General features: G+C 66.5%; 30 protein-coding genes, 1 tRNA gene and 1 pseudogene. 16 read left to right on the top strand and 16 right to left on the bottom strand.

What is annotated here, in order from left to right:
• Positions 1 to 5: 5 nt before the first annotated feature.
• Positions 6 to 704: a DUF998 domain-containing protein gene (locus OH799_RS25515; RefSeq protein ID WP_406268884.1), complete on the bottom strand. Its 699-nt coding sequence runs from the start codon at positions 702 to 704 to the stop codon at positions 6 to 8.
• A 110-nt stretch (positions 705 to 814) separates the two neighbouring features.
• Here OH799_RS25515 and OH799_RS25520 point away from each other — a divergent pair, with 110 nt between their 5' ends.
• Positions 815 to 949, top strand: a complete 135-nt coding sequence (locus OH799_RS25520) for a hypothetical protein (protein WP_406268887.1) — start codon at positions 815 to 817, stop codon at positions 947 to 949.
• On the opposite strand, the gene OH799_RS25525 is transcribed toward OH799_RS25520, so the two are convergent.
• Together OH799_RS25525 and OH799_RS25530 are read right to left on the bottom strand one after the other, a co-directional pair.
• Positions 946 to 1,362 (bottom strand): very short patch repair endonuclease, encoded by a 417-nt coding sequence (locus OH799_RS25525; protein ID WP_406268890.1) that lies wholly within the window; start codon positions 1,360 to 1,362, stop codon positions 946 to 948. The genes OH799_RS25520 and OH799_RS25525 overlap by 4 nt on opposite strands.
• Positions 1,359 to 2,510, bottom strand: a complete 1,152-nt coding sequence (locus tag OH799_RS25530) for a DNA cytosine methyltransferase (protein ID WP_406282542.1) — start codon at positions 2,508 to 2,510, stop codon at positions 1,359 to 1,361. The genes OH799_RS25525 and OH799_RS25530 overlap by 4 nt, the downstream gene beginning before the upstream one ends.
• A gap of 348 nt (positions 2,511 to 2,858) precedes the next feature.
• On the opposite strand from OH799_RS25530, the gene OH799_RS25535 reads away from it, so the two are divergent.
• Complete coding sequence (locus OH799_RS25535; protein WP_406268893.1) at positions 2,859 to 4,109, top strand: KasA/KasB family beta-ketoacyl-ACP synthase; 1,251 nt, start codon at positions 2,859 to 2,861, stop codon at positions 4,107 to 4,109.
• A 107-nt stretch (positions 4,110 to 4,216) separates the two neighbouring features.
• The gene (gene fadD32, locus OH799_RS25540) at positions 4,217 to 6,145 is read left to right on the top strand and encodes a long-chain-fatty-acid--AMP ligase FadD32 (protein WP_406268896.1); all 1,929 of its coding nucleotides are present in this window, start codon (positions 4,217 to 4,219) and stop codon (positions 6,143 to 6,145) included.
• On the opposite strand, the gene OH799_RS25545 is transcribed toward fadD32, so the two are convergent.
• Positions 6,142 to 6,420 (bottom strand): putative quinol monooxygenase, encoded by a 279-nt coding sequence (locus OH799_RS25545; protein ID WP_406268899.1) that lies wholly within the window; start codon positions 6,418 to 6,420, stop codon positions 6,142 to 6,144. The genes fadD32 and OH799_RS25545 overlap by 4 nt on opposite strands.
• A gap of 239 nt (positions 6,421 to 6,659) precedes the next feature.
• On the opposite strand from OH799_RS25545, the gene OH799_RS25550 reads away from it, so the two are divergent.
• Genes OH799_RS25550 through OH799_RS25560 form a run of 3 tightly spaced genes read left to right on the top strand, consistent with a single transcriptional unit; the run spans position 6,660 to position 11,110 of the window.
• Positions 6,660 to 8,465, top strand: a complete 1,806-nt coding sequence (locus OH799_RS25550) for an ABC transporter ATP-binding protein (protein WP_406268902.1) — start codon at positions 6,660 to 6,662, stop codon at positions 8,463 to 8,465.
• Positions 8,466 to 8,467: 2 nt separating this feature from the next.
• A complete protein-coding gene (locus OH799_RS25555; RefSeq protein ID WP_406268905.1) occupies positions 8,468 to 10,444 on the top strand; it encodes an ABC transporter ATP-binding protein in 1,977 nt (658 codons plus the stop codon).
• 51 nt (positions 10,445 to 10,495) lie between these two features.
• Entirely contained in the window at positions 10,496 to 11,110 is a 615-nt protein-coding gene (locus tag OH799_RS25560) for a putative glycolipid-binding domain-containing protein (RefSeq protein WP_406268908.1), read from the top strand.
• 63 nt (positions 11,111 to 11,173) lie between these two features.
• Here OH799_RS25560 and OH799_RS25565 read toward each other — a convergent pair whose 3' ends face one another.
• Positions 11,174 to 12,124, bottom strand: coding sequence for a prephenate dehydrogenase (locus OH799_RS25565; protein WP_406268911.1), 951 nt, complete (start codon positions 12,122 to 12,124; stop codon positions 11,174 to 11,176).
• Positions 12,125 to 12,182: 58 nt separating this feature from the next.
• Between OH799_RS25565 and OH799_RS25570 the strand changes: the two genes are divergently transcribed.
• The 4 genes from OH799_RS25570 to OH799_RS25585 all read left to right on the top strand — a co-directional run bounded on the left by OH799_RS25570 (position 12,183) and on the right by OH799_RS25585 (position 13,806).
• The gene (locus OH799_RS25570) at positions 12,183 to 12,722 is read left to right on the top strand and encodes a tRNA adenosine deaminase-associated protein (RefSeq protein ID WP_406268915.1); all 540 of its coding nucleotides are present in this window, start codon (positions 12,183 to 12,185) and stop codon (positions 12,720 to 12,722) included.
• A 34-nt stretch (positions 12,723 to 12,756) separates the two neighbouring features.
• Positions 12,757 to 13,191 (top strand): nucleoside deaminase, encoded by a 435-nt coding sequence (locus OH799_RS25575; RefSeq protein WP_406282545.1) that lies wholly within the window; start codon positions 12,757 to 12,759, stop codon positions 13,189 to 13,191.
• A 147-nt stretch (positions 13,192 to 13,338) separates the two neighbouring features.
• Positions 13,339 to 13,429 (top strand) — tRNA-Ser (locus OH799_RS25580).
• Between the two features lie 191 nt (positions 13,430 to 13,620).
• Positions 13,621 to 13,806 carry a hypothetical protein gene (locus OH799_RS25585; RefSeq protein WP_406268917.1) on the top strand — a complete coding sequence of 62 codons (186 nt, stop codon included), beginning with the start codon at positions 13,621 to 13,623 and terminating at the stop codon, positions 13,804 to 13,806.
• A gap of 172 nt (positions 13,807 to 13,978) precedes the next feature.
• Here OH799_RS25585 and OH799_RS25590 read toward each other — a convergent pair whose 3' ends face one another.
• The 8 genes from OH799_RS25590 to OH799_RS25625 form a co-directional block, all read right to left on the bottom strand.
• The gene (locus OH799_RS25590; protein WP_406268920.1) at positions 13,979 to 14,512 is read right to left on the bottom strand and encodes a hypothetical protein; all 534 of its coding nucleotides are present in this window, start codon (positions 14,510 to 14,512) and stop codon (positions 13,979 to 13,981) included.
• Positions 14,513 to 14,702: 190 nt separating this feature from the next.
• The gene (locus tag OH799_RS25595; RefSeq protein WP_406268923.1) at positions 14,703 to 15,818 is read right to left on the bottom strand and encodes a hypothetical protein; all 1,116 of its coding nucleotides are present in this window, start codon (positions 15,816 to 15,818) and stop codon (positions 14,703 to 14,705) included.
• Between the two features lie 61 nt (positions 15,819 to 15,879).
• Positions 15,880 to 16,419, bottom strand: a complete 540-nt coding sequence (locus tag OH799_RS25600; protein WP_406268926.1) for a hypothetical protein — start codon at positions 16,417 to 16,419, stop codon at positions 15,880 to 15,882.
• Positions 16,420 to 16,518: 99 nt separating this feature from the next.
• The gene (locus OH799_RS25605; protein ID WP_406268929.1) at positions 16,519 to 16,686 is read right to left on the bottom strand and encodes a hypothetical protein; all 168 of its coding nucleotides are present in this window, start codon (positions 16,684 to 16,686) and stop codon (positions 16,519 to 16,521) included.
• Entirely contained in the window at positions 16,683 to 16,853 is a 171-nt protein-coding gene (locus OH799_RS25610) for a hypothetical protein (RefSeq protein ID WP_406268932.1), read from the bottom strand. The genes OH799_RS25605 and OH799_RS25610 overlap by 4 nt, the downstream gene beginning before the upstream one ends.
• Positions 16,850 to 17,008, bottom strand: coding sequence for a hypothetical protein (locus OH799_RS25615; protein WP_406268934.1), 159 nt, complete (start codon positions 17,006 to 17,008; stop codon positions 16,850 to 16,852). Before OH799_RS25615 ends, OH799_RS25610 begins: the two co-directional genes overlap by 4 nt.
• Complete coding sequence (locus OH799_RS25620) at positions 16,998 to 17,192, bottom strand: hypothetical protein (protein WP_406268936.1); 195 nt, start codon at positions 17,190 to 17,192, stop codon at positions 16,998 to 17,000. Before OH799_RS25620 ends, OH799_RS25615 begins: the two co-directional genes overlap by 11 nt.
• Complete coding sequence (locus OH799_RS25625; protein WP_406268939.1) at positions 17,189 to 17,440, bottom strand: hypothetical protein; 252 nt, start codon at positions 17,438 to 17,440, stop codon at positions 17,189 to 17,191. The genes OH799_RS25620 and OH799_RS25625 overlap by 4 nt, the downstream gene beginning before the upstream one ends.
• A 176-nt stretch (positions 17,441 to 17,616) precedes the next feature.
• Here OH799_RS25625 and OH799_RS25630 point away from each other — a divergent pair.
• The 3 genes and pseudogenes from OH799_RS25630 to OH799_RS25640 all read left to right on the top strand — a co-directional run.
• Positions 17,617 to 17,808: pseudogene (locus tag OH799_RS25630) on the top strand (helix-turn-helix domain-containing protein); the annotation flags it as partial.
• A gap of 180 nt (positions 17,809 to 17,988) precedes the next feature.
• A complete protein-coding gene (locus OH799_RS25635) occupies positions 17,989 to 18,873 on the top strand; it encodes a hypothetical protein (RefSeq protein ID WP_406282923.1) in 885 nt (294 codons plus the stop codon).
• A 98-nt stretch (positions 18,874 to 18,971) separates the two neighbouring features.
• Positions 18,972 to 19,241 carry a hypothetical protein gene (locus OH799_RS25640; RefSeq protein WP_406268942.1) on the top strand — a complete coding sequence of 90 codons (270 nt, stop codon included), beginning with the start codon at positions 18,972 to 18,974 and terminating at the stop codon, positions 19,239 to 19,241.
• A gap of 524 nt (positions 19,242 to 19,765) precedes the next feature.
• Here OH799_RS25640 and OH799_RS25645 read toward each other — a convergent pair.
• Positions 19,766 to 20,053, bottom strand: coding sequence for a DUF6191 domain-containing protein (locus OH799_RS25645; protein WP_406268945.1), 288 nt, complete (start codon positions 20,051 to 20,053; stop codon positions 19,766 to 19,768).
• A gap of 205 nt (positions 20,054 to 20,258) precedes the next feature.
• Between OH799_RS25645 and OH799_RS25650 the strand changes: the two genes are divergently transcribed.
• Together OH799_RS25650 and OH799_RS25655 are read left to right on the top strand one after the other, a co-directional pair.
• The gene (locus tag OH799_RS25650; RefSeq protein WP_357268218.1) at positions 20,259 to 20,459 is read left to right on the top strand and encodes a hypothetical protein; all 201 of its coding nucleotides are present in this window, start codon (positions 20,259 to 20,261) and stop codon (positions 20,457 to 20,459) included.
• Positions 20,460 to 20,748: 289 nt separating this feature from the next.
• Positions 20,749 to 20,994 (top strand): hypothetical protein, encoded by a 246-nt coding sequence (locus OH799_RS25655; protein ID WP_406268947.1) that lies wholly within the window; start codon positions 20,749 to 20,751, stop codon positions 20,992 to 20,994.
• Positions 20,995 to 21,065: 71 nt separating this feature from the next.
• On the opposite strand, the gene OH799_RS25660 is transcribed toward OH799_RS25655, so the two are convergent.
• Entirely contained in the window at positions 21,066 to 21,935 is an 870-nt protein-coding gene (locus OH799_RS25660; RefSeq protein WP_406268950.1) for an SDR family NAD(P)-dependent oxidoreductase, read from the bottom strand.
• Positions 21,936 to 22,017: 82 nt separating this feature from the next.
• Here OH799_RS25660 and OH799_RS25665 point away from each other — a divergent pair, with 82 nt between their 5' ends.
• Complete coding sequence (locus tag OH799_RS25665) at positions 22,018 to 22,611, top strand: TetR/AcrR family transcriptional regulator (protein WP_406268952.1); 594 nt, start codon at positions 22,018 to 22,020, stop codon at positions 22,609 to 22,611.
• A gap of 121 nt (positions 22,612 to 22,732) precedes the next feature.
• Here OH799_RS25665 and OH799_RS25670 read toward each other — a convergent pair whose 3' ends face one another.
• Complete coding sequence (locus OH799_RS25670) at positions 22,733 to 25,027, bottom strand: MMPL family transporter (protein ID WP_406268955.1); 2,295 nt, start codon at positions 25,025 to 25,027, stop codon at positions 22,733 to 22,735.
• Positions 25,028 to 25,157 lie beyond the last annotated feature (130 nt).

Consider the following 25,157-nt stretch of genomic DNA (forward strand, 5'->3'; position numbering starts at 1 on the left):
GGCGATCAGGTCGGGTCGGTCCAGTCCCTCCCCTCCAGGATCACGGCGGCGGCCAACGTGAGCAGCCACAGCGACATCGCCCCCACCTGGATGCGCTGAGCGATCCCGAGGGCGTAATTCCCGGTCAGATTGTCCGCGACCAGCATCCATATCGTCGCCGCCGACCCGACCACCAGCACGGCCAGACCGAATTCGCGCAGGATCCGCCATCGGTGGTATCGGAGCGCGGCCAGGCTGAACGCGAATGCGGCGACCGCGATCGAAGTCACCGCCAGCGTGCTCGACAGCGCGTGCGGCTGATGCAATTGGGGAAACAGCGCGCTCGGTCCGCCGCACGTGCTGTCGTCGGGAGCGCAGTCGTGCAGTGGCAGCAGCACATCGGCGATGGTCGCCGCGCCGAAGCAGAACAACGCCATCCAGCCCGCCGTGGTGAACCCGCGGCGCGGGAACAGCAGCAGCCCAGCGACCACCGCGGGCATCAGCACCGCTCCCACTATCGTGTCGGCGACAGCGAATACCTGCCGGTACGGTTTGCCTTCCGCGTCGAGCTCGCTGAGGAAGGAGTTGACCGGGTCGATGCCGATGTTCAGCACGAACTCGAGCACCCAGGACGAATAGCAGAGCCCCGCGATCGCGATCGCCGACGCGATTATCGCCGACGCCAGTCGCACGCGTCGCTCGGCGACTTTCGGGCTACCAGTCACCTCCCCATTGTCCTGCTCGCCCGCGCGGCCCGGCGGATCGCCTGATCACACGTCATTGTCACCCGGCCCACAGGGTCTTACCAGGCTCGCCGAGCACTCTGTAGGAACAGGTGAAATTCGAGGAGGTCCCCATGCTCGGCTTCGCGACAGCCACCGCCGGAATCGCGGTGATGGCGGTGATGGTGGTGTCCGGTTATCTGGCTGCCCATGCCCCGCGCTCACTCGTGCGGGTGCGGCACCGTTAGCCCGGCGGCTGCAGTGCCGCCTGGACGCGGTCGGCAGCCGCGACCGCGTCCTCGTGTTCCCATACGCGGACCACACGCCAGCCAGCGGCGATCAGAGCCGCGTCGGTGGCGCGATCCCTGGCCACATTGCCCGCTAGTTTGGCGGCCCACCATTCGGCATTGTTCTTCGGATCGGTCGCGTGCTCTGGGCAGCGGTGCCAGAAACAGCCGTCCACATAGACCGCGACGCGCCGTCGCGGAAAGACCAGGTCGGCGCGGCGGCGCTGCCCGCTGATCGGCGCCCGATCGACGAAATAGCGCATCCCCCGCCGGTGCAGCTCTCGGCGCAGCGCGAGTTCCGGATCGGTCCCGGTGCGCCGCTGGCGTGCCATCCGCGCACTGGTGGCCGCGTCCGTGCGCGGTCGCTCGCTCATGCTGCCCAGCCGCCCATTCGGTTGAGGTGACTTTCCACGTCGGCGAGGAAACCAGGCGGAAAACGCAGGCTGCCCATACCGGTTCGGCGCAGGAACCCGGCGGTCGCGCGGGCGGAGAGCAACCGCGCGTCGGTGAGGAAGTGGGTCAGGTCTTCGTACGGCTCGTGCACCGGCCAGGTGGACACCGGCACCCGATGGGCGACACCGCCGCGCCCCCACGCGGCGACCGGCCACGGTGTGCCCGTCGGCCACGGTGTGCCCGTCGGCAGCGGCTGATCGCCTGGGATCGGGTCCAGCGGCGTGGCCAGCCGGGATCCCACCCAAGCCGCCATCCGTACGCTCACCGCGTTTCCGACCAGCTTCCAGCGATGACCGTTGCGAATGCCCGGTACCTCGGTCGCGGCCGTGGTCCAGCCCGCGTCGAAGCCCTGGAGGCGTTCGGCGTCGGCGATGCCCGGCGTGACGATCTCGCCGGAGGGCAGTCGCACCGCGGGCGGGCTGGCGATGCCCAGCGCCGAGCCACCCTTCAGCGTCGGCACCGCGTTCACCGCCCAGCCCAGCCCGCGGACCCCTTCGGTCCAGTAGAAGCCGCACGGATCGCGCTCGGGGTCGCCCACCATTCGGAGCCCGGCGTCTTCACCGAACAGCACCGGACGCGGGTCCTCGGTGCGGGAGGCCAGCATCAGCACCCGCTGACGGCGCTGTGGCAGGCCGAACGCGCGAGCGTCCACCACCCGGTAGGCCCAGGTGTAGCCGAGCTCCTCCAGCGCGCCGGTGATATGGCGCATCGCCGCACCGCGGCCGAGTTGCAGCATGAATGGGACGTTTTCGATGAGCAGCCAGCGTGGCCCGCGTTTGCGGCGCACCAGTCGGAACACCTCGTCGACCAGGCCGGACCGGGTGCCGGTGATGCCCGCGGTACGCCCGGCCTGGGAGAGGTCCTGGCACGGGAACCCCGCCGCGACCAGTTCGGTCCCCGACGGGATCGCGCGCAGCCGGGTGATGTCGGAATGCAATGGCACGTCCGGGAAGTGGGCCGCTAGCACACCTTGGGCGCCGGGCTCGATTTCGCACAGCAGTTCGGTCTGCCATCCGTGCCTGCCGAGGCCGAGTTCGAGTCCACCGATTCCGGCGAACAGCCCGACCATCCGCGCGCCCGTCAACGGCCTTCCCTTCCTCAACATCCACGACGAGACGCCGCCGAACGCGCGACCCGTGCCCGGGAGCAGGGTACTCGAGTTACCCGAGGCGATAGACGAACGAGGCGACCAACGACCCGGCACCTGGTACCGTCCGCGTGTCACGCACTGCGATCGGCGTGCTCTTCTCAATAATGCACAGGGCCGATCACATGCACGGCCCTGATGAAAGGCGGGCAGGCTGACCCGCCTGCGCTTCGGTGCCGTCCGCGCGGGCTGTCCCACTGGTGGCGCGCGATCGCGAATTGCCATTGCTCGACAAAGTTTCCAGAGCGACGCTAGGGAAAGTGAGCGAGAATGCGGATTCCTTCCACCAGAAATGGGAACTTTCCTACGGTCGTGGTCACCGGGCTCGCGGCGACCACCTCCATCGCGGGCGATGTGGACTCCACCTGGAAGGGCCTGCTCGACGGCGAGAGCGGTATCGACGTCCTGGACGACGACTTCATCGACCAGTTCGAGCTGCCGGTGCGGATCGGCGGCCATCTGAAGGTCAAGCCCTCGGCCTGCCTCTCCACCGGCGAGACGCGTCGGCTTGCGTATGTCGAGCAGATGGCCACTGTGCTCGGTCGCGACGTCTGGCGAAACGCGGGCAGCCCGGAGGTGGACAAGAACCGCCTCGGGGTGTCGATCGGCACCGGACTCGGCGGCGCCGAGGGGATCATCGACGCGCGCGACAAGCTGAGCAACGGGGGCTACCGCAAGGTTTCGCCGCTCACCGTACAGGCCGTCATGCCCAACGGCGCCGCCGCGTGCGTCGCGCTGGAACTCGGCGCGGGGGCCGGTGCGGCGACGCCGGTCTCGGCCTGCTCGTCAGGGTCGGAGGCGATCGCCAACGCCTGGAAGATGATCGTCATGGGTGACGCCGACATGGTGGTCGCCGGCGGAGTCGAGGGCTCGATCCAGGCGCTCGCGATCGCGGCGTTCACCATGATGCGCGCCATGAGCACGCGCAACGACGCGCCGAAGTGCGCTTCCCGCCCGTTCGACGCCGATCGCGACGGGTTCGTGTTCGGCGAGGCCGGCGCGATGATGGTGGTCGAGACCGAGGAACATGCCAAAGCGCGCGGCGCCACCATCCACGCGCGGCTGCTCGGCGCCGGCATCACCTCGGACGGATTCCACCTGGTCGCACCCGACCCCGAGGGCACCGGCGCGGCGCGCGCGATGACGCGGGCGCTACAGACCGCGGGACTGTTCAAGAGCGACATCACGCACATCAACGCGCACGCGACCGCCACCCCGATCGGCGACACCGCCGAGGCGCGCGCGATCGCCGAGGCGGTTGGCAACCACGCGTCGGTCTACGCACCCAAGTCGGCCCTCGGCCACTCGATCGGCGCCGTCGGTGCCCTCGAATCGGTGATCACCGTGCTCAGCGTGCGCGACGGCATCGTGCCGCCCACGCTGAATCTGGACAACCAGGACCCGGACATCGATCTGGACATCGTGCGCGGCCGATCCCGGAGCGGGCGTATCGACTACGCCGTGAAGAACTCCTTCGGCTTCGGTGGGCACAACGTCGCACTCGCGTTCGGCCGCTATTGAGCGCCGGGAGGTCGCACACCTGCTAGCCTTCCCGACGCTTCGCTATCGACCTGTGTTCGGTGTCATTGCACGGCCTGAGTGCCGGTGCGCTGGAAAAGGATGAGGCGATGATCGACGAAAACTTCGACGACTATCTGGACGATCAGGGCAATATCAAGATCCGCGGTGACAAGACCCTGATCGACTTCGTCGACAAGCACACTGCGGAGAACGGCGACGACCTCGCCTACCGCTTCATCGACTACTCCCGCGAACGCGACGGTGAGTACTACGAACTGACCTGGCGGCAGTTCGGTGTGCGGTTGCGGGCGGTGGCGGCCAGGCTGCAGCAGGTGACGCGGCCGGGCGACCGGGTGGCGATCCTCGCTCCGCAGGGGCTCGACTACGTCGTCTCGATCTTCGCCGCGGTGTACGCCGGCAATATCGCGGTGCCGCTGTTCGATCCGGAGGAGCAGGGCCACACCGACCGGTTGCACGCGGTGCTCGGCGACTGCAGGCCCACGGCGATTCTGACGGTGGGGTTCGCGGCGGGCGGGGTGCGAAACCTCTTCCGGCATCTTCCGGCGCTGCAGCGGCCGCGCATCATCGCGGTGGAAGCGGTCCCGGACAGTGTCGGCGCGCTCTGGGTGCTTCCCGACATCAACATCGACAGCGTCGCCTACCTGCAGTACACCTCGGGTTCCACTCGGACGCCCGCGGGGGTGGAGATCACCCACCGTGCGGTTGGCACGAACCTGCTGCAGATGATCGACGCCATCGGTGTCACCGAGCATTCGCGCGGTGTCACCTGGCTGCCGCTGTTCCACGACATGGGACTGCTGTGTGTGATTCTGCCGACCATCGGCGGCGGTTTCATCACGATCATGTCGCCGAGTGCGTTCGTGCGCCGCCCGTACCGCTGGATCAAGGAGTTGGCCGCGGCCTCCGACGGCGCGGGAACATTTGCCGCCGCACCGAATTTCGCGTTCGAGCATGCCGCCGCGCGGGGCAAGCCGAAGCCGGGTGAGGAGTTGGATCTGTCGAACGTGATCGGTTTGATCAACGGCAGCGAGCCGGTCTCGGTGTCATCGATGAAGAAGTTCAACGAGGCGTTCGCGCCGTACGGGTTGTCGGAGACGGCGATCAAGCCCTGCTACGGCATGGCGGAGGCGACGCTGTTCGTGTCGGCGACCAGGGCCGAGGACAAGGCGAAGGTCGTCCACGTGGATCGCGCCGCGTTGAACGCCGGGCGGATGGTCGAGACCGCGCAGGACGCGGACAATGCGATCGCCCAAGTGTCGTGCGGCTACGTCGCGCTGACACAGTGGGCGGTGATCGTCGATCCGGAGCATGGCACCGAGCGGCGCGACGGCGAGGTCGGCGAGATCTGGCTGCACGGCGAGAACATGGGCATCGGGTACTGGGGCCGCCCGGAGGAGAGCCAGGCCACTTTCCGCGCCCAGCTGGCCGCGCGGCTGCCGGAGGGCAGCCATGCCGAAGGCACCGAGCCGGACGCCAACTGGATGCGCACTGGCGACTACGGCGCGTACCTGGACGGCGAACTGTACATCACCGGGCGGGTCAAGGACCTGGTGATCGTGGACGGACGCAATCACTACCCGCAGGACCTCGAGTTCTCTGCCCAGGAATCCAGCACGGCGCTACGTCCGGGCTTCGTCGCGGCGTTCTCGGTGCCCGCCAACGAGCTGCCCGCGCTGGTCTTCGATCAAGACAGTCACGCATGCTTGACGTTCGACGCCGACGACACCTCCGAGCAGCTGGTGATCGTCGCGGAGCGCAACATCGGCGCGGGCAAGCTGGAACCCCAGCCGGTCGCCGACACCGTGCGTGCCGCCATTTCCCAGCGGCACGGCGTCACGGTACGCGACGTGCTGCTCGTGCCCGCCGGCTCGATTCCACGCACGTCCAGCGGCAAGATCGCCCGCCGCGCCTGTCGCGCGGCGTACCTGGAGGGCACGCTGCGCGGTGGCCACCAACAGCAGGCGTTCCCGGACGGGCCGGCGGAGTGGGACTCGGAGAGCGTGACCGTCGGCTAGAGCCGACTGTCGGTGGCGTACTCGAATTCACGGACGTCGGCGCCCACGATCTGGGCATCGAGGTCCCCTGAGGTTCCTGTGCCGCGGAAGCGCTCCAGCGCGGCTCGGGTCGCCCAGCGTTCGAAGATGTTTACCCGGTCGAGTTCGACCAGGTCGGCGCCGAGAGTGAAGTCGAGGCACCCTTCGGTGGCACGGGCGAACTCGACTACTTCTCGGCAGTTCTCGAGGTAGCGGTCACGATCGGTGACCCGGAGATGTCCGGCGACGATCAACATGAGCACCGAGTCTATGCCCTTGACCTCGACGTTACTCGAGGTTGTTGGCTGGGTGCATGAATGCCCTTCCCCTATGCGAGCCGACCGTGTTGTCCACCGTGGACGCGGTATCGGGCCGGCCGGAAAATCGGTTGGCCGATCCGGGGCCCGGTGCGACCCTGGAATGTCGGACCTCGATGCAAACATCATCGAGAGTTCCGTCTTCCGACACCGCGATCCACGGAACTCGAGGGGGAGCTTTGTCAGCCGCACTGGACATTTCGGCCGAACCGGAGGCCGACAGACCGGAGCGGCCCGCTGCCGCACCGCACCGCCTGCATTCACTACGCCGGTTCTGGCCGTATCTGCGTCCGCACCGCACCGCGCTGCTCGCCGCCTGCGGCCTCGCGCTCCTCGCCACGTGCACGGCCATCGTGATTCCGCTGATGATCGCCAGAATCATCGACGGGCCGATCGCCGAGCGGGATTTCCGAGCAGTCCTCGGTCCGGTGGCCGTCGTGCTGGTACTCGGCCTGCTGGAGGCGGTCGGCGTGTGGGGACGTCGCTGGCTGGTCTCCAAACCGGCCACCCAGTTCGAGATCGCCATGCGCGCCAAGATCTTTCGCAAGCTGCAGTCGCTGGCGATCGGCAGGCACGACGCGTGGGAGTCGGGTCAGCTGCTCTCGCGCGCCGTGGACGACTTGGCGACCATGCGGCGGTTCGTCGCGTTCGCCGGGCCGTTCCTTCTGGTCCACACCGCGATCATCCCGGCCGGCCTGCTCGTGCTGTTCGCGCTGAACTGGCAGATCGGCATGATGTTCGCGATCGTGTCGATCCCCTTGGTATACATCTGCATTCGCTTCGAACGGCAGTACTCGGTGGCCGCACGGCGTTCGCAGGACCAGTCCGGCGACCTGGCCACCACGGCCGAGGAATCGGCGCAAGGCGTGCGGGTGCTCAAGGCGTTCGGCCGCGGCGCGTTCTTCGGCGGCCGGTTCACCGCCCAGTCGCGCGAGCTGCAGAAGACGGAGCTGCTGAAGGTGCGACTGGACGCGACCCTGTGGTCGGCTATGCGGAGCCTTCCGCAGCTGGCCATCGCATTCGCGCTCGGCTACGGCGGCTACGCGGTCGTGCACGGCACGATGACGCTCGGCACCCTGGTTGCGGGCATTACGCTGGCCACCTTCCTGCAGTGGCCGATCATCTGGACCGGCTTCCTACTCGCCGAGCTGAACGACGCGCGCACCGCGGCGGACCGGTACTGGGAGATCATCGACACCCGGGTCGACATCACCGACCCGACCGATCCGGTGGACCTGCCGGAGCGGATCGTCGGCGAGTTGCGCTTGGAAGGTGTGAGTTTCGCTTTTCCTGATGTCGAAGCCCGAGTGCTGCGGGATGTTTCGCTGACAGTGCGGCCCGGCGAAACGGTGGTGCTGGTCGGTGCGACCGGCAGCGGGAAGACGGCGCTGCTCAACCTGATCCCGCGCCTGTACGACGTGACGGGTGGCGTCATCACCGTCGACGGCGTCGACATCGCCGAGATGCGGGTGGCCGACCTGCGTTCGATGGTGTCGGTCGCGTTCGAGGACCCGGTGCTGTTCTCGGCGAGCGTGCGGGAAAACGTCGCGCTCGGTGACCCGGACGCCACCGACACCGACGTGCGCCGCGCGCTGGACGTCGCCCAGGCCACCGAATTCGTGAACAACCTGCCCTGGGGTCTGGACACCAGGATCGGCGAACAGGGTCTGAGCCTGTCCGGCGGCCAGCGTCAGCGGCTCGCGTTGGCGCGCGCGGTGCTCAGCGGCGCGGGGAAGCGCGGCCGGATCATGGTGCTCGACGACCCGCTGTCCGCGCTCGACGTGGAGACCGAGGAGCGGGTCCAGGAGCGGCTGCGCACAGTGCTTGCCGATGCGACGACGCTGCTCGTCGCACACCGTCCGTCCACAGCGGCGCTGGCCGACCGGGTCGCGGTGCTGGCCGACGGCCGGATCGTCGCGGAGGGACCACACGACCACCTGCTGCGGGCCAGCGGCATTTACCGAGAACTGATGGGAGGTGAGTAGCAGTGAGTACGGACACGATCGTGTCGAAAGACGTGGCGACTCGAGATGACCAGGTTGCCCGGGACGAAGTGGCCGACTGGCGCGGCATCGCGAGCGAAGACAAGGAGGTCACCGAGACAGGAAATTTGGTGCTGGCCGGCCGGTCCCGGCGGCTGCTGGTCGACTTGGTCCGGCCCTACCGCAAGCTGGCGGCGTTCGCGCTGGTGCTCATCGTGGTCGACAACGCGGCGATGGTGTCGGCGCCGCTGTTCGTCGCGCACGGACTGGACACCGGCATCGCGCGGGGCGTGGAAGGCAACTGGCTCCCACTCACCTGGACCGTAGCCGGTTACCTCGGCTCGGTCCTGCTCGGCGTGCTTACCACGTTCTTCTTCCTGCGGGTGTCCGGCAGGCTCAGCCAGAGCGTGCTGTTCGACCTGCGGGTGCGCTCGTTCACGCACATGCAGCGGCTCAGTGTCGCCTTCCACGAGAAGTACACCTCCGGCAAGGTGGTCGCCCGGCTCACCGGCGACATCGAGACGCTGCAGGAGCTGCTGGAGGGCGCGCTCAACCAGGCGCTGAGCGCGATCCTCTCGGTGCTGACCATAGCGGTGCTGTTGATCTATCTGGATCAGACTCTCGCCGCGATCGTGCTGGCCGGTTTCGTTCCGTTGGTGCTGGTCACGCGCTGGGCGCAGCGCAGGCAGCGCGCAGGGTACCGCCGCACGCGCGGCGCGATCGCCAAGGTGGTCGTGCAGTTCGTCGAGTCGATGGGCGGCATGCGCGCGGTGCAGACCTTCCGGCGCGAGCAGCGCAACGAGGCGGTGCTCGCCGTCGAGGACGGCGAATACCGCCAGGCGACCACCGCGGCCATGCGCGGCATGGGCGATTACGCGGGCCTTACCAGGCTGCTCGGCAACCTGACGACGGTGATCGTCATCCTGGTCGGCGCGTGGCGGGTGATCGAGGGCGACCTCGCGGTCGGGGTGCTCGCGGCCTACCTGCTGTACCTCAACGAGTTCTACGGTCCGCTGGACGAACTCGCGCAGGTGTTCAACTCCTACCAGTCCGCGGCGGCGGCGCTGGAGAAGATCTCGGGTGTGCTCGAGGAGGAACCATCGGTGCCGGAGCCGGCGCAGCCGGCAGCCCTGGGTAAGGCCTCGGGCGCGGTCCGGATGGACAAGGTGTGGTTCGGCTACGGGGGCATGCCCGCCGACCTGCCCGACAGGCCCGGTGGGGAGGTGGACGGCGCGGCTGGCGCCGAGGTGGCGGACTCGGGCCAGTCCGAGGGCGAGCGGGACAGCCGCCGGAAACGACCGGTTCTGCCGGAGTTCACCTTGGACATCCCGGCCGGACAGGTGGTCGCGCTGGTCGGAGCGACCGGGGCGGGCAAGTCGACACTGGCCAAGCTGCTGACGCGGTTCTACGACCCGTCAGGCGGCTCGGTCACCCTGGACGGCGTCGACCTGCGTGACCTCTCGGACGCCGACCTGCGGCGCAACGTCGTGATGGTCACCCAGGAGTCCTACTTGTTCTCCGGGTCGGTTGCCGACAACATCCGGCTCGGCAGGCCGGCCGCCACCGACGCGGAGGTGTTCGCCGCGGCCCGCGCGGTCGGTCTGTACGACTTCGTGCGATCCCTGCCCGAGGGCTTCGCCACCGACGTGCGCAAGCGCGGCGGCAGGCTCTCGGCGGGCCAGCGGCAGCTGGTCGCGTTCGCCAGGGTGTTCCTGGCCGATCCCGCCGTGATCGTGCTGGACGAGGCCACCTCGAGCCTGGACATCCCGAGCGAGCGGCTCGTGCAGCATGCGCTGGAGACCGTGCTGCGCGGGCGCACCGCGGTGATCATCGCGCACCGGCTGTCCACAGTGGCGATCGCGGACCGGGTGCTCGTGCTCGATTCCGGACGGCTCGTCGAGGACGGTGCGCCGGACGAGCTGGTCGTCGGTACCGGCAGATTCGCCGGTCTGCACGCGGCGTGGCGCGAGTCGTTGGTGTGATGAGCGTTGGTGTTGTGCGGGTTACGGCAGGGTGTCGCTTACGGTAGATACGTGACGACCCCAGCCTCCGACCCCGAGATCCCCACCGAGAGCCCGCAGGCATCCCGGTGGCCGGCGGTTCTCACCTGGCGCGCGCCGGACGCGTCGCGGATGGAGTCGGTCCGGGTGACGCTCAATGGCAACCGCATCCGTGCCACCGGGCGCATGATCGGCGGCGCGGGCGCGGACCATCCCCCGTTCAGCGCCTCCTATGACCTGGTCACCGACGAGAACGGCAGGACGAAGCGGCTCTCGCTGCGCACCACGACGGCCGCAGGCGAGCGGCAAGCCTCGATCGCCAGGGACGAGGAGAACTATTGGCTCGTCGACGCGGGCGGCAACCATGTCCGCTCCACCTTCGCGGGCGCGCTCGACGTGGACGTGGTGCTCAGCCCGTTCTTCAACACTTTGCCGATCCGTCGCTACGACCTGCAGCACGCCGTGGAGGCCGTCCAGGTCCCGGTGGTCTACGTCCGTCTGCCCGACCTGCTCGTGCAGGAGGCCACGCTGATCTACAGCAGCGCGGCCGAGGGCATCAGCGTGCTGTCCCCGGTCTCGAGCGCGACCGTCACCGTCGACGCCGACGGCTTTCTCCTGGACTACCCGGGCCTGGCCGAGCGGATCTGACCTTCGGCTTTCGCCGACCGCCGCTCGCCGCGGGTCGAGGCTGTCCACAGCAGCGGAGCGCGTTCAGTTCAGCCGGGTGATGACTCCGCCACGCTGTCCGGCCCCGCGCAGGTCTTCCAGCCAATTGTGATCCCCGGGCCGGACATCGGTGATTTCCCACCGCCGCGCCGATTCGTAGCGTTGCCTGGCGTCGTGTCCGGCTTCGACCAGATCGACGAGGGTCCTCTCCGCGCGCAGGCTGTCGCGTGCCGCACCGAGGACAGTGAGGGTTTCTTCCAGCACGTCCAGCAGCGCGTCGGAATTCGGTTCGCAGATCGCGCGGACCATGTCCGGCGCGGTGCCCGCGACGCGGGTGCCATCGCGGAATGACCCGGCGGCGAGCCCCAGCGCGAGATCACCGCCCGCGGCGCCGGACAGCGCCAGCGCCTCGGCGAGCACATGCGGCAGGTGGGAGATTCGGGCAACGGCGCGGTCGTGTTCCTCGGCCACCACCGGGACGACCACCGAGCCGCAGTCCAGTGCGAGCCGAGCCACCCGGGTCCACGGGTCGGCGCGGGTTCCCTCGTCCACCCCGACCGCCCACACGGCGTCGCGGAACAGGCCGGGATCGGTAGCGGCCCACCCGGATTCGGCGGTGCCCGCCATCGGATGGCCGCCGACGTATCGGGAGCCGAGCTCATGTTTGTGCACGGCGGCGGCGACGGGCGTCTTCACACTCACCACGTCGGTCAGCGCGCAGCGCGGGGCGAAGGTCGCGACCGAGGAAAGTATGTGGTCCACCGCGGGCATCGGCACCGCGACGACGATCAGCGCGTCGGCGTCCGCTGCGCGTCGTAGCGCGGCGGGCAGGTCCTCCGTGACGGTGAAACCGTCGGCCCGCGCTGCCCGCGCCCCCGCGGCTGATCGGTTGTATCCCCAGCCGTCGTAACCCGCGCTGACGGCCGCGCGCAGCAGCGATCCACCGATCAAACCCGTCCCGAGGACGCACACGGGGGCCTTCTTCGCGGAAGTCACCGGAACAGATTGGCATACGACTTCAACATTTCAGCTCGAGCCGACTACCGTTGCGGCCATGGCAGCACAGCGCTCGGGCACGAACAGGGCGACGTCGGACGATTACGACGACGTGGAAGGGTTCGCAGTGGCGGTTGTCCGCGAAGACGGCAAGTGGCAATGCAGTCCGCTGACCCGGGCTGCGCTCACCGATTTGTCCACGGCGGAAAACGAACTGAAGGCTTTGCGCAGCTCCGGAGCCGTCTTCGGACTACTCGACGTCGATGACGAGTTCTTCATCGTGCTTCGGCCCGCGCCGAGCGGAACACGGATGCTGGTATCGGACGCGACGGCCGCGATCGATTACGACATCGCCGCGGACGTCCTCGATGCCTTGAATGTGGAAATTCCCGACATCGACCCGGATGAAATCGACGACATCGAGCCGTGGGAGGAGGGCGACCTCGGTGTACTCGCCGATCTCGGCCTGCCGGAACCGGTGCTGAGCGTCATCCTCGCCGAGACCGACCTCTATCCGGACGAGCAGCTCGGCATGATCGCCCAGCGGCTCGGATTCGCCGACGAACTCTCCGCGGTCCTGGACAAACTGCCCCGCTGACGTGGGAGTTCCCTCGGTCCCCTCGGACGCCGACATGGTGCGTGTCGCCCTCGATGCGGCGGCTGCCGCGGGGAACCGTGACGTACCTGTCGGCGCGGTCGTATTCGATTCGACAGGACGGGAAATCGCGCGTGCCGCGAATGCGCGCGAAGCACTCGGTGACCCGACCGCGCACGCGGAGATCCTCGCGCTGCGCCGGGCCGCCGAAGTTCTCGGCGACGGCTGGCGGCTGGACGCAACGACCCTCGCCGTGACATTGGAGCCGTGCACCATGTGCGCGGGCGCGCTGGTGCTCGCCAGGGTCGGTCGGTTGATATTCGGCGCATGGGAGCCGAAAACCGGCGCTGTCGGTTCGCTCTGGGACGTAGTTCGTGACCGCCGCCTCAACCACCGGCCACAGGTCCGCGGTGGAGTGCTCGAAGCGGAGTGTGCCGCACTGCTCGACGAGTTCTTCCGCGCCCAGCGCTGACTTCCCAGGTGCCAAGACCTGCGCCGCACCGAGTCTCGACCTGGCTTGGATCGCTCCGCCGTCGGCCGCCAGAACGGCACACCGAGCGGCCAGCCCAGCTCTCCAGCCGATTTAACGATCCGGCGACGGTCCGGTATGGTTGTCGGCGGTGGCGTGTCCGAGCGGCCTAAGGAGCACGCCTCGAAAGCGTGTGAGGGGTAACCCCCCTCCGAGGGTTCAAATCCCTCCGCCACCGCCAAAGCCCCTTACCTGAATCGCCAGGTCGGGGGCTTTTTCATGCCGTAGGCGCGGCCGTTCCTCGATCATGGGCACATTGGACACACTCGCCCGGTCCGTACGCTTGGTCTACGGCGTCCGCGAGTTTGTCGAGGTCGTCGTCGAACAAGTCCGCGTAGGTGTTCAGCGTCTCTTTGGCGTCCTTGTGCCCACGTGCCTAAGTTCGCGAGCAGCGCGGTGGTGTCGGCCGGGCTGTATCAGTGGGTGGGCGAGCAGTTGGAGGCTGCGTACGCCGTCCCGGATCCGCGGTTGGTGTTCGCTGCCGCCGAGGACATACCGGTGAGCAGACTCGTGCGGTGCCGGAACAAGTGGCCCGGTTCCGCAAAGGTCTGCCGGTGACGGTGCCCGCGTGGAAGCTCGACGGTCACAGCGCCGGCGCGACCGGGTTCGCCGATGTGGTTCCGCGTGATCGCGAATTTCGAGCGGCTGAGTATGAGGTTCGGCCCGACGACCGCGTAACGCGAGTTCAACGCTCGGCAATGTGAGTTCGCAGTCTCGCTCGGCGAGACGGTCAGCGCTTTTGCCGCATCTCGAGAACAAGCGGGGTCGGCCCTTCATCGAAGGTGATCGTCACCGTCTTCGGGTACACAGTTGTCCACGCGCCGAATGCAGGTGATACAGCCGATGCTTGGAAGTCTGCCCATTCTCCGACCTTGAGAGTGACCGCAGTGTTGTTGACCCACCGGGGCGACGGGTCCAACGCATCCGGCAGGCCCTCGATGGGCTCGGGTTGGACGAATTCAATGTTCGACGCAGTTCGCTTGCCTATGTTGCGGATTCGGAACTGTCCACGCTGCATGTACTCGATATCGAAGTCGAAGTCCTTCGGTTCAGGGAAGGCGCGGCGCGCTACCTCGGCGATCTGCTGCTGAGCTTCCGCAGACCTCTCGGCGGCCTCGGTCGAGCGCGCTGCCTGCTGCGCGGCATCCTTGGCGGACTTCTTCGCCGACCGCTCCGAAAGCCATGTCCGCGTGCTGAATACGATCGTCACCGCCATTGCCGACCATGTTGCGACCGGTCCCCACTCGATTGTCCCCAGATCCATCAAAACGCCCTCCTCTACCTGATGCGACGCCGCTGTGCTGCGCGGCGTCAGTACGTCATCGGGCGCGGGCCAGGGCCGTTACTCGGATGTCGGGCCGGCTCTCCACCTCCCGGAATCCTGTAGCGCTGACCGGGGGGTACTCGATCGTGAGTACCCCCGGTTTGATCAGCGAGCGGTTTGCAGTTCTGCACTACCGGTCGCGGCTGATGCCGCGGCTCTGCTCCGGGCCATCGCTGCTGCCGCCGCGTTCAACCCGCGGAGCTTCATCGTCGCGATCGCGGTTCACCGTCGCTGACGGCGGCTCGGCCTGGCCGAGTCCGAGAATATTCACGACCTCCGGCGGCAGGCCCTGCCGTTGCAGTCGAGCGAGTTCATCCGCGCGTTCCTTCTCGGCTGTTTCCCGCCCGCCACGTTCCTTGTCAGCGGCAGCACGCGCCTTGTCGGCCGCTTCACGCTCCACGCTGGCAGAGTCGGCCGTCTCTCGGGCGGCCCGTTCCCCGACCTCGACAGCTTCCTGTCTTCGCCAGAGTTCACTTGGCGGCGGGAATTCTCGCGCGACCCGTTCGGCCGCCTCACGTTCGACCTTTGCACGCTCGGAGCTCTTCGCGGTTTCTGGCGTTTCGCGTGCTGGCGTAGCTCGCTCAGCTTGTTCTCGGGCCTGACGAGCACGGTCGGCGTGCTGACGGGCGTCGGCCCTGCCCTGTGCGGCAGCGGCCCGGAACTGCTGGAACTTGCGGAATTTCTCGGCCCGCTCGCGTGCCTTCACCAGCTCGGCGATTTTTTCCCGACGATTCTGTAGAGCCTGAGCCTTCTCCTGTCGAGCTTTCTCACGGATACCCGGCAATTCGAGCTGCTGCGCTTTACCGCGCTCCATGGCGAGACCTCGAGCCCAAATCTCGCGAGCATCGGCTCGCGATGTTATCTTATGCTGGAATTGGCTCGGGAAATCACGAATCAAGCCGTCTATCAGTTTCTGCAGGTCTTTCGCTACCGGCTCACCTTCGACGGATCGCAATATGTGCTGATGGTTCGGATTCTGTTTGAGAATCTCCCGCATCGCCTCCAGCTGTTTTTTGTCCTTCTGTCCTTCGATCCGACCGGATTTATCTTCTATGGTGAATGTCCGTTCCCCCACTTCTTTGGAGTGGTCGACCCGGATTCGCCCCTTCGTAGTTTCATATATCCGCGACCCTGGAACATACCCGTTCTCGCGGTCGCGAAAGAATCGGTCGATACCGTTCTCGAATATCCTGCCGCGTTCATGGTTCGGAACCTGGTCGCGGTCTCTGTCGTATCCGTCTGGCACAGCTGGCCACACCCCCCGGTGTGCGGAACATCCTGGTGAATGATTGTTGTTTAGTGAGCGTTCACCGAGTAATCGAGGCTTCTTCGTCAAGCTTCTCTTGGTGATAGGCTGCATATTCGCGGAAGATTGCGGCCATTGTCGAGAACATTCCGTCATGGACATCGGGATCGCATTCGATCATGCTTCCCATTAGTCCCCACGCGGTGTCTACGTCTTCATCCAACGTATCGAATCTAAGAGCCGGGTTCACATGGTCATAAAATGAATTATCACGACCGAACCATTTGTATTCGATCCACTCGGCACCCGCGAATTTGATAAAGCACTCACCCATGAAACAGATGAAAGCGTCGGCCATGTCGGCGTTCTCGGGAGCCATCGCGGTAGCCATATCCGGGAACAGCTCCGCGACAACCGGGTCCAGTCGCTTTACCTCTGCCGAGTCTTCCGGCCACGGCTCCGATGGAATGCTGCGTATGCCTACACGGTCCATGAACTTCTGGACTTGCGCCTTGTGGCGGTTGCGGTCAACCCACTTCCCCCACTCGGTTCGCTCGACAGGCACGCCGAGATCCATGCTCATCTGTTCGTCGTCACCCACGTTGTCTACCCCTTCTCGTCATGGCCGACTGGGCCAGTGTCCCGCGTGCACGGGTCAAGGTACAGGCGTTCATTCGGTAGCGGCGGCAAGCCGCTCGGGCTAGGTCCACCCCCGGTTGCGGAGCTGGATCACGGCGGCGGTGAGGGTGGCGCACACGCCGACCTGGCACCTGCTGTGCGCGATGAGTGCCGCGTCCGAGCTGGCGAATCCCCATGCGGCGTCGAGGTGGTCGCGGTGGAGCGGGACGATGTTGTGGGGTTCGGTCACTGCTGCCGCTGGGTGTCGGCAGACTCGGGCTCCAGCCGCAGCAATGCGGCGAGCTTCCGCGGGCACGGTGGCTCACAGGTCTCATGGAGGTGCAGAATCCCGCGGGCCCACTGCGGCGACATCGTCACCGGGGGACTCTTCTCGCAGTGGTCGTCGACCCAGCTCATCCGTTGTCCGCCCACTCGCGGATGGGGCCGACGAACAGCTCTACCGTTTCGATGGGCGCCCCGAAATAGCCTGCCGGCGGTCCCATGAACGGCGCGCGCGTCGGCAGCTCCAGTTCGCTGCAGGGTCGGACGTCGAGGTGTTCGTCATTCGCCATGGTCTGCCCCGTCCCCCGTACCGAGGATGTACGCGCTCGCAGAGAGGTATTGCAGGCAGGTAGGGCCATGTCCGTCATGGACGTTGACGACGAACTCGGCCTGCTTCAGCGAACGGAATGCGCCGTCCTGCCAGCATTTCTGGTGAAAGTGACGCCACTGCTCGGCGTCGGCGAGGGTGGTCACCGGGCGGCCCGCCACGGCTTGACGAGCTTGGCTTCGATGAGGACGTCTAGTGCGGCGGCCTTGTCGGCGCACGTTTCGGTGTCGCAGCCGATTCGGGCCTGCCAGACGAGGTGTGCATCCTCCGGCGTGTACGGGAAATCGGGTGCGAGATGGCACGTCTCAGGGCTTCTCACGGGCCGATCGAAGAAGCAGATTGTCGCGTAGAAGACGGCGGCTACGGTGAAGGCGGTCAAGAAAGCTACGGGCATTTTCTCTATACCCCCGGGCGCTTGTGGTGTGGGTTGGGGGCACCCGGCGCCGAGGAATGCCGATTCGGGGGCGGCGTCGTCCCGGCGCCGAGTGCTATATCGAGAGTCCCGCTCCAAGAAGAGATCCGATACGGCATCCCGGCTACAGCCGTCTACAAGCGGCCTACGATGAGCCCATGAGTGCAAGCGGGGGCACACAACCGCGCGAAGAATCAGCGATTGCCGGAGCCCGGCTCAGAACAGCGCGGGAAGCATCGGGACTATCCCTGTCCGATCTCGCGGCGAGGATTCCGTACAGTCGGGCCGCGTTGGGCCATTACGAGACCGGCCGGCGCCCGGTACCCGCCGAACTGATCGGATGGTATGAACGGGTCTGTGGACAGTTCGCGGATCCCGTAACAGCCATGTCGGTTCTTGGTCGAGCAGATGTAGACCGCCGCTCGTTTCTGCGCGAAGCGGCCTATTCGGCAGCGCTCACCGCTACCGCTCTCTCTCCCTTGTCGGATGCGGCCCGATTGGTTCGTGTGACCGATTCCAGCCGCGTTGGGATGGCCGAAGTCGAGGCAGTGAAGGGAGTGACAGACGCCTTCCTGCGGCTGGATGAGGTGCGCGGCGGCAATGTCGGCCGCTCGGCGGTGGCCGAGTTCCTCGCAACCGACGTGGCCGCACTGCTCCGGTCGCGCTTCGCCAGTGCCGAGGTGCGCAGGCAGGCGTTCAGCGCGGCGGCGGAGCTGGCGTACCTTGCGGGGTTCAAGGCGCATGACGCGGGGCAGGACGGCCTGTCACAGCGCTATTTTTTGTCCGCGCTGCGGCTCGCCGAGGAATCGGCGATGCCAGGTCAAGACGCCTTCGTGTACCGAATCCTCGCGCTTCAAGGCACCGACATACGACGAGGGAAGTTCAGCGTGGCCTTGGCCGAGCAGTCGGTGATGCGCGCGTCCGGGAAGGTCGGCCCTGATGCGATGGCCTTGTTCACGGTGGCTGTCGCGCGCTGTCACGCCGAGTCGGGGCGTAAGGATGAGGCCATAGCGGCGCTGCATCGGGCGGAGCCGTACATCTCGGCGGAGATGACCAGCGAGCAGCCGCGCTGGATCTCGATGTGGTGCCCGAACAAGGCGACTGTCGTCGACCAGACGGCCAAGGCCTTCCTTGCTGTGGGCGAGCTGGCCGCGGCGGAGTGCCATTACGAGCTGGGTACGTCGATTTGGGACCCTCAGTCGCACGCGCGGGTGTATGCCCTCACGGCCGCGGAAACCGGTCTGGTCCGCTGGCGTATGGGCAACCACGAGGACGCGTTGTCGATGTGGCGGCCCGCGTTGCCGATCCTGCACGCTGTGAGCTCGGCGCGCACATCCAAGGTGCTGAAGAAGATGCGGACTACGGCGCCAGAACTGTTCGCCGAGTGCGGGCCGTCCGACGTACCGAGCATTTGACGGTGCAACCGTAACCCTACGGGCAGCGGTCTGAGATCGGTAACCCATCAGACCGGTTACGCAACAAGAGGGGGGTACTCACAATCGAGTATCCCCCTATGTCCCGCGCCGGATACGAACGTGCCCGCACCATCGTGAACCTTGCCGACGGTACAACCGACGCGGCACCCGAGGTGAAAGCTGTTGTCGAGCAGGTCCTGACGCAACTGGACCGCGGCGACATCTCGCTGAACGCGGCACGTCAGCACGTACGCAACATGGTGCATGTGCGCGAGCTGGTCGGCAACATGATGCGCTCGGCCCGGCGAGATCTCACCAGGGGCGACCTCGGACGCCTGGCGCAGCGCGTAGGGGTCGTGCCCGTGTAACCGGCCCCGACCGGCAGCCGGACATGTAGCTAGTGGGCACATTTTGGGCACAAGTGCCCGTGATCTAGGGTGATTTGGTGTTAGTTGCCGTGATGTATTTTCGCAGCTCAGAGCAGGATTGAAGGCCTGGCCAGGGTGGTGGAAAGGGTTCAAATCCCTCCGCCACCGCTTACGCCCTTCATCTGTTCACGCAGGTGAAGGGCGTTTTTCTTCTCCGCAGAACTCCCGACCGGGGTCTGGCTGCATTCCGGTCCTCAGCTGTACGACTTCGGGCCCTAGGTGGAGCGGCTGGCCGCCCGGTTGAAGGCGTTGGGTGCCGGGGTGCAGGTGGCCCGGCACGAGGAGCGGGGCTTCGTCGAGCAGGTGGACCCAATGAGGCACTTGCGATCACATGTCAGTCGTCGCTGACGCCGTGCCCGGCCTGAATCGCGATTGTGCCCCAAAGCTCCTCGTTGTTCGCGAGACCATCCGGACCGGGGCCATGAAGCTCGTTCGTATAGAAACCCGGCTCTCCCGGAAATTCGCTAGCGGTGTTCGTCCCTGCGCAGCACGACGGTATGGCGGTCCAGGTCGACGCCGAGCAGCGGTGGCGCACCTTGGTCCTGCTCGTCGCGCAGCATGGAGATTGATTCGCGGTGGTCGAGTTCCATGCGCTTGGTGCTGTAGAACAGCGCGGTGAACTCGTCGGTGAAGGTGCCCGAGATCGGGGTGCGGCGCCGCCTGCGGCGCTTGTTGGCTACCACCTCGTAGACAGCGACCAGCATGAGGAGGATTACCCAACCCGGAATCGACCACTGCAATACCGACGCCATGTCACCCGAAAGTACCAGGAACGGGGGAGCGAACAGTCGCGCCCCCGACATCCGAACCGGTTGGTCGGCGAGCCGAGAAATCTCCCCGCTTACGGCGGATATTCGCCGAAATCGGGGGTATACGCCGGGTACGGAAGTGCGGAAGGGACGCGGTGTCATCATGCGCCGTCGAACAGTCCGCGCGGGAACGATGCGCGAGAGAAACATGAGAATCGGAAGTGTAATCGTCTTGGTCTGGCTGCTGATCGGCGTGGTCGCCGCCGCACAGCGGCATTACTTCGACAGCGGCCCGGTCAACTGCGCCGGTGTCGGCACTATCGCTGTCACTGTTATCGCGGGCCCGCTCAACTACATGGGCGTGAACCCGAAGGTCGCGGATTGTAATGTGCCGGAACCGAGTCCGTAGTTCGGCAGAGTGAAATCGGCGGCCGAGCGGAATCCGCTCGGCCGCCGATGCAATACACGGGCGACTCGTCGTCCGACGCGAGTTTGCGCCACTACTTCGGCAGCGGCCCCGGTCAACTGCGCCGGTGCCGGCACCATCATGCTGACCGTCCTCGCGGTGCCGTTCAACTACGTCGGTGTGCATCCGAAGGCTGCCGACTGCCACGTGCCGCGGCCAGGCCATTAGCGGTGGGGTAACTGGTGCACATCCGGGTATCCCGCTCATGGGGAGCACGGAAGGGAGCGATGGGATGCGCGACCACGAAACTCGCAGGCGAGCGGTGCGCGGAACGGGTACGCGACTGTTCGGGTTCCTGCTGATGATGTGGCTGGCCGTCGGGCTGCTGGCCGCCGGTCAGCGCCACTATTTCGACAGCGGTCCGATCAACTGTGCAGGATGGGGCACGATCGCCGTGACGGCGCTTACAGGCCCGGTCAATTACCTGGGCATGAATCCGAAGGTCGGCGACTGCGAGCTTCCACAGCCCAGCCAGTGAGGGGTCGCCGTAGTATCAGCCGAAAACGGGCGGATACAGCGTAAGTCTCTGGTCAGGAGCGGTTTTCGTATTCAAACTGCGGGGTCGGGCCGTTGCCGCGAGTCGGTCGCGGCCGTGACGGTGGTCTCGTAATCGTTCAGTGCGGCAAGTTGGCTGGTCAGTTTGGCGCGAATTGCGGTGACCGCGTCGATGCCCAGTGGCAGCCGCAGCGGCGGTGCGGCGGATTCGACAGCGGCGATGATTTGCTGTGCTGCCTGGTCGGGGTCGCCGGATGCGCTCGGGTCGAGCTGGGTCAGTCGCTCACGCGCTGCCTCTACACTGGCGGCGTAATCAGGGTGCCGCACAGGGGTGATGCCCAATGCCGCAACGAAATTCGTGCCGAACATGCCCGGCTCGACGATGGTGACACCGATGCCGAGGTGGGCAACCTCTCGGGACAGGGCTTCGCTCATGCCCTCGACTGTGAACTTGGTAGCCGCATAGACGCCCAATCCCGGTGTGGAGGGCGCGACACCGGTCACCGAGGAGATCTGCACGATGTGCCCGCGCTTTTGCTCGCGCAACACCGGCAGAGCTGCGCGAATCACGTTCAGCGATCCGAACACGTTCGTCTCGAAGATCGCCCGCACCTCGCTGTCGGGAGTCTCCTCCAGTGCGCCGAATATCCCGTAGCCCGCGTTGTTCACCACGACATCCAGCCGACCGAACATCGCCACCGCCTGCGACATCGCCCGTCTGGCCTGCTCCTCGTCGGTGACATCCAAGGGTGTGACGAGGACACGACCGGGATGGTCCGCCGCCAACTCCTGCAGGGACTGCGCTCGTGATGGATTGCGAGCCGTCGCAACGACCCGACCGCCCGCGGCCGCCACCGCTCGGCTGACTGCATACCCGAATCCCGAGGAAGCGCCGGTCACCAGCCACACCCGATCAACGTCCATCACAAGCACCTCATTACGCCATTTTCAATTACGCATTTTTACGATACTGATCGTATCGTATCTGAAAGTTTAGACTGGTGCCATGGTGGAGTCGAAGGATGTACGCGGGCCGGGACGACCGCGCAGCGAGCGATCGCGCCGAGCGGTGCTCACCGCGGCACGAGAACTGCTGACCGACCGTGGTCTACCCGGTTTGAGCGTGGATGACATCGCCGCGCACGCCGGGGTCAGCAAGAACACGATCTACCGGTGGTGGCCGACGAAGGCGGCCGTGTTGATGGATGCCTTCACCGACGCCGTCGCAGACAAGATCGAGGCTCCTGCCAATGGCGATGCCCTGACACGGCTGCGGACCCAAGTCCGGCGCGTGGCGCAGTTGATGAGCGAACCCGACGCCCGACGCCCGTTCGTCGCCCTCGTCGCCGCCGCCCAGCACGACCCCGAAATCGCCGCCGCGTTACGCGAACGGTTCATCGCCGGCCGCCGAGCCGAGGCGAGCGCCCTGATCGCCACCGCGATCGAACACGGCCAACTCCGCGGCGACCTCGACCCCGATCTCATCATCGACTTGGTCTATGGCGCCCTCTACTACCGGCTTCTCGTCAGCGGTGCAACGGTCGACCCCCTGTACGCCGACCGGCTCATCGACGCGTTGGCCGCTATCCTCCGAACCTGAACCACCAGTGGTCACTCGACACGTACCGAACGATAGTTCGCCCGCGACTCGAGAACCGGAAAACGCGCTCGGCCCCGCACCCGAGGTCCTTGGGATGCGGGGCCGAGTGACGGTTTTCGGATCAGCTGACGCCGACCGGCACCTGCACGGTGTCCGTCGAACGCTGCTGCAGCTCACGCAGTTTCGCGCCCTCGACATCGATGTCGGGCAGGATCCGGTCGAGCCACTCGGGCATCCACCACGACCACTTGCCCATCAGTACCAGCAGCGACGGAATCAGCACCATCCGGACGATGAACGCGTCCAGCAGCACGCCTGCCGCCAGCGCGAAGCCGAACGACTTCGCCGTCACGTCCGTCTCGAGCAGGAAGGAGCCGAACACCGAGATCATAATGATCGCGGCCGCGGTTACCACGCGGGCGCCGTGGTGGTAACCGGCGACCACCGCTTCCTTGGGCGACCTGCCCTTGACGAACTCCTCACGCATCCGGGTCACCAGGAACACCTGGTAGTCCATCGCGAGCCCGAACACCAGGCCGATCAGCATGATCGGCAGGAAGCTGACCAGCGGATGCGGGTCCTCGATCAGCCCGAGCTTGCCCTGCTGGAAGATCAGCACGGTCGCGCCGAAGGTCGCGGCCATCGACAGGAGGAACCCGAGTGCCGCGGTGAGCGGCACGAGGATGGATCGGAACACCAGAATCAGCAGAACGAATGCCGCACCCGCCACGATCGCCAGGTAGGGCACGATCTTGCTGAGCAGCACGTGGTCCACGTCGGCGTAGATCGCCGTGGTTCCCGTGATGCCGTACTCGATGCCGTACTGGGCCTTCAGCTGCCCTTCGGCGTCGCGGGCATCCTGCACCAGATCCTTGGTGGCCTGGTTGTTCGGGCCCGACTTCGGCACGCCGTCCAGCAGTACGCCCTGCTCGTCCTTGCTCCATTGCGGCTCGGTGACGTAATCCATGCCCGGGTAGGAGGTGAGCTTGTCGCGCAGCGCCCCGACCGCGGCCTGGCGGTTCTCGGCGGGCACGCCGGTCAGGTCGGCGGCCACGTTCAGCACGCCGTTGCTGCCCTCGCCGAAGCCTTCGGTGCGCAGCTCGTAGGCCTTGCGGACGGTAGACGTCTTCGGCATGCTGTCGTCGCCGGGCAGGCCGAGGTTCAGGCCCGCGGCGGGCGCGGCGAGCGCGCCGAGTACCACGACGCTGAGGATCAGCGCGACCCACGGCGCCTTGCCGATCAGTCGGCCGAAACGCATGCCGTTGGTGACCGAGTGCTCGTCCTCGGGGTCGTGCTGGGCCACCACCGGCAGCTTCGGCTTGAACAGCACACGGCCGAACGCGCCGAGCAACGCTGGCATCAGGGTGATCGCGGTGAGCACCGCGAAGCCGGCGGCGATCGCGCCCCCCAGTCCCATGAACGTCATGAACTGGACGCCGACGATGCTGAGGCCCGCCAGCGCGATGATGACGGTGAGGCCGGCGAACACCACCGCGGAACCGGCTGTGCCGAGTGCGGTGCCCGCCGCCTCCTCGGGCGAATCCTGCACCGCGAGTTCGTGTTTGTACCTGGACACGATGAACAGCGCGTAGTCGATGGACAGCGCGATGCCGATCATCGATGCGAGGAACGTGGTGAAGCTGGGAACCTCGATCACCGAGGTGCCGAGCATGATCAGCGAGGTGGCCGCGCCGAGTCCGACGATCGCGGTGATGATCGGCACGAACGCCGCGACGATAGCGCCGAACGCCACGATCATGACGACCAATGCGACAGCCATGCCGATCATCTCGGACTTGCCGCTCGGGGCCTCCTGCTTGGTCGCGATGGAGCCGCTCATCTCGACCGTGAGCCCGGCATTGCGCGCGTCGGCGGCCACCTGGTATGCCGCGTCACGGTCCTTGTCGGTCACATCGGTGAACTTCGCGATGGTGAACGGGACGTTCATCACCGCCACGGTGTCGGGCGCGGTCTTGCTGAGCACGTTCAGCGGCGCGCCGCTGCACTGTGCGGGGTCGGGGTTGGCCAGGCAGCCCATCTTCTCGGCCGCTTCGACCGGGTTCGTGATCGGCTTGCCGTGGTCGACGATGTCGAGTTGGCCGAGCTTGGCGATGAACGCTTCGACCGCGGCACGGTTCGCCGGGTCGGTCAGTTTCTGCCCTTCGGGCGCGCTGATGACGTAGGTGCCGGTGACCGCGTCGAACTTGAACGCGTCGGAGGCGCCGGGGAAGTGCTTGTCGAGGATGTCGTTGGCCCGGGCGGATGGCAGGTCCGGCATGCTGAAGTCGTTGGTCATCGGCTTGCTGAGCTGTGCGCCCAAACCGCCGAGGAGCACGAACAAGACGAGCCAGACGGGAAGGACGATCCATTTCCTGCGGAAAGCGAACTTTCCCCATCTATACAGATAAACGGACACGAGGGGTTACTCCTAGCGATGACTGGGACGTGCTGGTTCCGCGTGTAGACAGCACTCTCGCGGGGAGCCCTGCCTGCCCCGCCTCCACACTGACGCTTTCTGCCTACCGTGCGGTAGGTAGACTACCCAG

The sequence above is a fragment of the Nocardia sp. NBC_00881 genome (assembly GCF_045207455.1).
Classification (GTDB): domain Bacteria; phylum Actinomycetota; class Actinomycetes; order Mycobacteriales; family Mycobacteriaceae; genus Nocardia.

Excerpts from the sequence above, each read along its gene's own strand:
- OH799_RS25525 (WP_406268890.1), bottom strand. The coding sequence starts at position 1,362 with ATGAGCGAGCGACCGCGCACGGACGCGGCCACCAGTGCGCGGATGGCA.
- OH799_RS25530 (WP_406282542.1), bottom strand. The coding sequence starts at position 2,510 with ATGGTCGGGCTGTTCGCCGGAATCGGTGGACTCGAACTCGGCCTCGGC.
- OH799_RS25535 (WP_406268893.1), top strand. The coding sequence starts at position 2,859 with ATGCGGATTCCTTCCACCAGAAATGGGAACTTTCCTACGGTCGTGGTC.
- fadD32 (WP_406268896.1), top strand. The coding sequence starts at position 4,217 with ATGATCGACGAAAACTTCGACGACTATCTGGACGATCAGGGCAATATC.
- OH799_RS25545 (WP_406268899.1), bottom strand. The coding sequence starts at position 6,420 with ATGTTGATCGTCGCCGGACATCTCCGGGTCACCGATCGTGACCGCTAC.
- OH799_RS25570 (WP_406268915.1), top strand. The coding sequence starts at position 12,183 with ATGGCAGCACAGCGCTCGGGCACGAACAGGGCGACGTCGGACGATTAC.
- OH799_RS25575 (WP_406282545.1), top strand. The coding sequence starts at position 12,757 with ATGGTGCGTGTCGCCCTCGATGCGGCGGCTGCCGCGGGGAACCGTGAC.
- OH799_RS25590 (WP_406268920.1), bottom strand. The coding sequence starts at position 14,512 with ATGGATCTGGGGACAATCGAGTGGGGACCGGTCGCAACATGGTCGGCA.
- OH799_RS25610 (WP_406268932.1), bottom strand. The coding sequence starts at position 16,853 with ATGAGCTGGGTCGACGACCACTGCGAGAAGAGTCCCCCGGTGACGATG.
- OH799_RS25615 (WP_406268934.1), bottom strand. The coding sequence starts at position 17,008 with ATGGCGAATGACGAACACCTCGACGTCCGACCCTGCAGCGAACTGGAG.
- OH799_RS25625 (WP_406268939.1), bottom strand. The coding sequence starts at position 17,440 with ATGCCCGTAGCTTTCTTGACCGCCTTCACCGTAGCCGCCGTCTTCTAC.
- OH799_RS25635 (WP_406282923.1), top strand. The coding sequence starts at position 17,989 with ATGGCCGAAGTCGAGGCAGTGAAGGGAGTGACAGACGCCTTCCTGCGG.
- OH799_RS25640 (WP_406268942.1), top strand. The coding sequence starts at position 18,972 with ATGTCCCGCGCCGGATACGAACGTGCCCGCACCATCGTGAACCTTGCC.
- OH799_RS25645 (WP_406268945.1), bottom strand. The coding sequence starts at position 20,053 with ATGGCGTCGGTATTGCAGTGGTCGATTCCGGGTTGGGTAATCCTCCTC.
- OH799_RS25650 (WP_357268218.1), top strand. The coding sequence starts at position 20,259 with ATGAGAATCGGAAGTGTAATCGTCTTGGTCTGGCTGCTGATCGGCGTG.
- OH799_RS25655 (WP_406268947.1), top strand. The coding sequence starts at position 20,749 with ATGCGCGACCACGAAACTCGCAGGCGAGCGGTGCGCGGAACGGGTACG.
- OH799_RS25660 (WP_406268950.1), bottom strand. The coding sequence starts at position 21,935 with ATGGACGTTGATCGGGTGTGGCTGGTGACCGGCGCTTCCTCGGGATTC.
- OH799_RS25665 (WP_406268952.1), top strand. The coding sequence starts at position 22,018 with ATGGTGGAGTCGAAGGATGTACGCGGGCCGGGACGACCGCGCAGCGAG.